At 70.9% G+C, this 3,227-nt stretch carries 4 protein-coding genes; all 4 read left to right on the forward strand.

Annotation, left to right across the window (positions count from 1 at the left end):
• Positions 1–625, forward strand: a 625-nt coding sequence (locus tag CCN51_RS50830; RefSeq protein WP_086861203.1) for a nuclear transport factor 2 family protein, incomplete at its 5' end; no start/stop codon positions are given.
• Between the two features lie 64 nt (positions 626–689).
• On the forward strand, positions 690–2,126 hold the full coding sequence (locus CCN51_RS50835) for an NAD(P)/FAD-dependent oxidoreductase (protein WP_014180972.1): 1,437 nt from the start codon (positions 690–692) through the stop codon (positions 2,124–2,126).
• Between the two features lie 63 nt (positions 2,127–2,189).
• Complete coding sequence (locus CCN51_RS50840) at positions 2,190–2,504, forward strand: acyl carrier protein (RefSeq protein ID WP_014180973.1); 315 nt, start codon at positions 2,190–2,192, stop codon at positions 2,502–2,504.
• A gap of 120 nt (positions 2,505–2,624) precedes the next feature.
• The coding region (locus CCN51_RS50845; RefSeq protein WP_281262491.1) for an alpha/beta fold hydrolase at positions 2,625–3,227 on the forward strand (603 nt) is incomplete at its 3' end.

The following is a 3,227-nucleotide window of genomic DNA, read 5'->3' on the forward strand; positions in this document are numbered from 1 at the left end:
GGGCGCGGAGCCGACCGCCCTGCGCTGCCACTACGCGCTGCTGTTCCGCGTCGGCGAGTCCGGCCTCATCGAGGACATGCGGGCGTACTGGGGCAAACCCGACCTCGAGACCTCCGTCGACGGCAGGTCAGGGCCGTTCGTCGGGCCCCCGGTGATCGACCCCGACGAGGCGGCCCTCAGGGAGCTGCCCCACAACTACCTCCGGCTGCTGCAAAAGGGGGACGTGGAAGGGACCGTCGCCCTGTTCACGGACGACATCGTCTTCGAGGACCCGGTGGGCGGCCTGTTGCTGCGCGGCAAGGACGCCCTGCGCGAGCATGCGTTCCGGGGCTCGGAGGGCAAGGTGCACGAGATGCTGGGGCGGCTCGTCACGTCGATGGACGGACGGTTCGTGGTGGTCCTGGGGGACGCGCGGGTCTACGTCCCGGCCAGGATGCGCATGCGCATGATCACTATCTGCGAGGTCAACGAGGACTACCTGGGCGCGCACATCCAGGGGTTCTGGGGCCTCACCGACATGACGATCGGGTTCCCCGACGACGACACCGCACCGGAGCCGGCTTTGGACACCGCGCGGCGGCCGGAACGGAAAGACGCACTTAAGCCGTTCGGGACACCCTCGTGATGGGCGTCCTGGGCGAAAGGCCACTGTCCGCGCAGACGAGCCCGCTCCGAGAGGACTTGGTGCCATGACCACACCGACACGTGCCGTTGTGCTGGGCGGCGGATGGGCCGGCATGCTCACCGCCCATGTGCTGGCCCGCCACCTGGAATCCGTGACCGTGGTGGAGCGTGACATCCTGCCCGACGGACCGCACCACCGTAAGGGACAGCCCCAGGCCCGCCACGTCCACGTCCTGTGGTCCAGTGGCGCGGGCATCGTCGAGAACCTGCTGCCGGGCACCGCCGAACGGCTGCTGGCGGCCGGTGCCCGCCGGATCGGCTTCCAGAGCGACCTGGTGACCCTGACGGCGTGGGGCTGGCAGTACCGCTTCCCGGCGACCGCGTACGCGATGATGTGCACCCGCCCCCTGCTCGACTGGGTGGTGCGTGACGCGATCCTCGCCGGCGGCCGGATCAAGGTGGAGCACGGCACCGAGGCCGTCGAACTGGCCGGGGACCGCTCCAGGGTCACCGGGGTGCGGGTGCGGGACGCGGGCGGCGGCGAACCCAGGCTGCTGGAGGCCGACCTGGTGGTGGACGCCACGGGGCGCGCCTCGCGCCTGGGCCACTGGCTGGCGGCCCTCGGCCTGCCGGCCGTCGAGCAGGACGTGGTCGACGCCGGCATCGGCTACGCGACCCGCATGTTCAAGGCGCCCGAGGGCGCGGACGGAAACTTCCCCGCGGTCCAGGTCGCCGCCGACCCCCTCACCCGGCAACCGGGCCGCTTCGGCGTGGTCTACCCGCAGGAGAGCGGTCGCTGGCTGGTCACCCTGACCAGCACGCGCGGCGCCCCGCTGCCCACCGACGAGGACGAGTTCACCGGCTACGCCAAGGTCCTGCGGCACTCGATCGTCAGCGACCTCATGAGCGTCGCCGAGCCCATCAGCCCCATCTTCCAGTCGCACTCGGGAGCCAACCGGCGCATGTACCCCGAGCGCATGCCGCAGTGGCCGGAGGGCCTGCTGATCCTCGGCGACTCGCTGGCGGCGTTCAATCCGGTCTACGGCCACGGCATGAGCGCGGCGGCCCGTGCCGCCGAGGCCCTGGACAAGGAGCTGGCACGCGACGGCTTCGGCGAGGGCGGCACCCGGCAGGTCCAGCGCGCGCTGAGCGAGGTGGTGGACGATCCCTGGATCATGGCCGGGCTGAACGACATCCAGTACGTCAACTGCCGCAACCTCTCCAGCGACCCGCGGCTGACCGGCCCGGACGTCGCGGAGCGGCTGAAGTTCTCCGACTTCCTCTCCGGCAAGTCGATCCGCTCGCCGAAGGTGTGCGAGGTCACCACCAGCGTGCTGAGCCTGAACGCGCCGCAGAAGGCCCTGGGCGACTCCCGCTTCCTGTCGTTGCTGCGCACCGACACCAGCCACCCGAAGCTCGTCGAACCGCCGTTCCACCCCGAGGAGCTGGAGATGGTCGGGCTCAAGCCGTCCGGCATCGCCGCGAAGGGCGCGCTCGGCTAGCCCACCGCACCAGACCACGACGTACTCCCGTCAGCCCGATACGACACCGAGAAGGGTGCAGCCATGGAACCCAACGAGGAAGCCACTCACGACGAGCAGCTGGTCGCGCGTCTCGCGTCCGCGACGCCGGAGGAACGCCAGCGGCTGCTGGCCGCGCAGGTGCTCCGCCGCGCCTCCGAGGTCCTCGACGTCCCCGCCCTGGACGAGGAGAGCAACTTCCTGGAGAACGGCCTGAGCTCGCTGAGCGCCGTGCAACTGGCCAAGAGCCTGATGAGCGACACCGGGCTCGAAGTCCCCCTCGTCGCGATCGTCGAGCACCCCACCTCCACCCTGCTCGGCAAGTACCTCGCGGAGACCTACGAAGCGGATGCGGCCTAGCCTCCGCCGAGGCGCCGCGATCCCGCTCGATCGGTCACCCGTCTCAACCCCTCTCCCAGGAGGCAAGGGATCCCCGCCATGAAGTTGTCCGTTCCGGTAGACCACGCAGTGCATTTGAACGTGCGGCACCGGCCGGGCCGCGACGGTCGGCCGTTCCTGCTGCTCCACGGGCTGGGGTCCAACGCCCGGCTGTGGGACGAGGTCGCCGACCTGCTCGCGGCCGCCGGCCACCCCGTCTACGCGCTCGACATGCGCGGACACGGTGACTCCGACCTGCCGGAGCACGGCTACGACAACGCGACCGCCGTGGCGGACCTGGTGGCCGTCTGCCGCGAGCTGCGGCTGACCGGGGCGCTGTTCGCCGGCCACTCCTGGGGTGGAAACCTCGCGGTGCGGCTCGCGGCCCAGCACCCCGAGCTGGCCGCCGGCCTCGCGCTGGTGGACGGAGGCTGGATCGGCTTCGTCGACACCTCTCGTTACGCCCCCACCCGGGAGAAGAGCGTGGAGCTCGCCGGATGGTGGCGCGACGTCACGGGAATCAAGGAGGAGACCATGCGGGAACTCCTGCGGGGTCTCCACCCGACGTGGTCACAGACCGCCGTCGAGGCGAGCCTCGCCGACATGGTGGAAGGGCCGGACGGGCTGCTCGTGCAGCGGCTGCCGCTGGAGCACTACATGTCGCTCGCGGACAGCATGTGGCAGGACCCGCCCGCCCGCTGGTAC

Origin of the sequence: Streptomyces milbemycinicus (assembly GCF_002154605.1) — a bacterium.
Taxonomy (GTDB): Bacteria; Actinomycetota; Actinomycetes; order Streptomycetales; family Streptomycetaceae; genus Streptomyces; species Streptomyces milbemycinicus.

Coding starts and splice junctions, on each gene's coding strand:
- CCN51_RS50835 (WP_014180972.1), top strand. CDS start 690: ATGACCACACCGACACGTGCCGTTGTGCTGGGCGGCGGATGGGCCGGC.
- CCN51_RS50840 (WP_014180973.1), top strand. CDS start 2,190: ATGGAACCCAACGAGGAAGCCACTCACGACGAGCAGCTGGTCGCGCGT.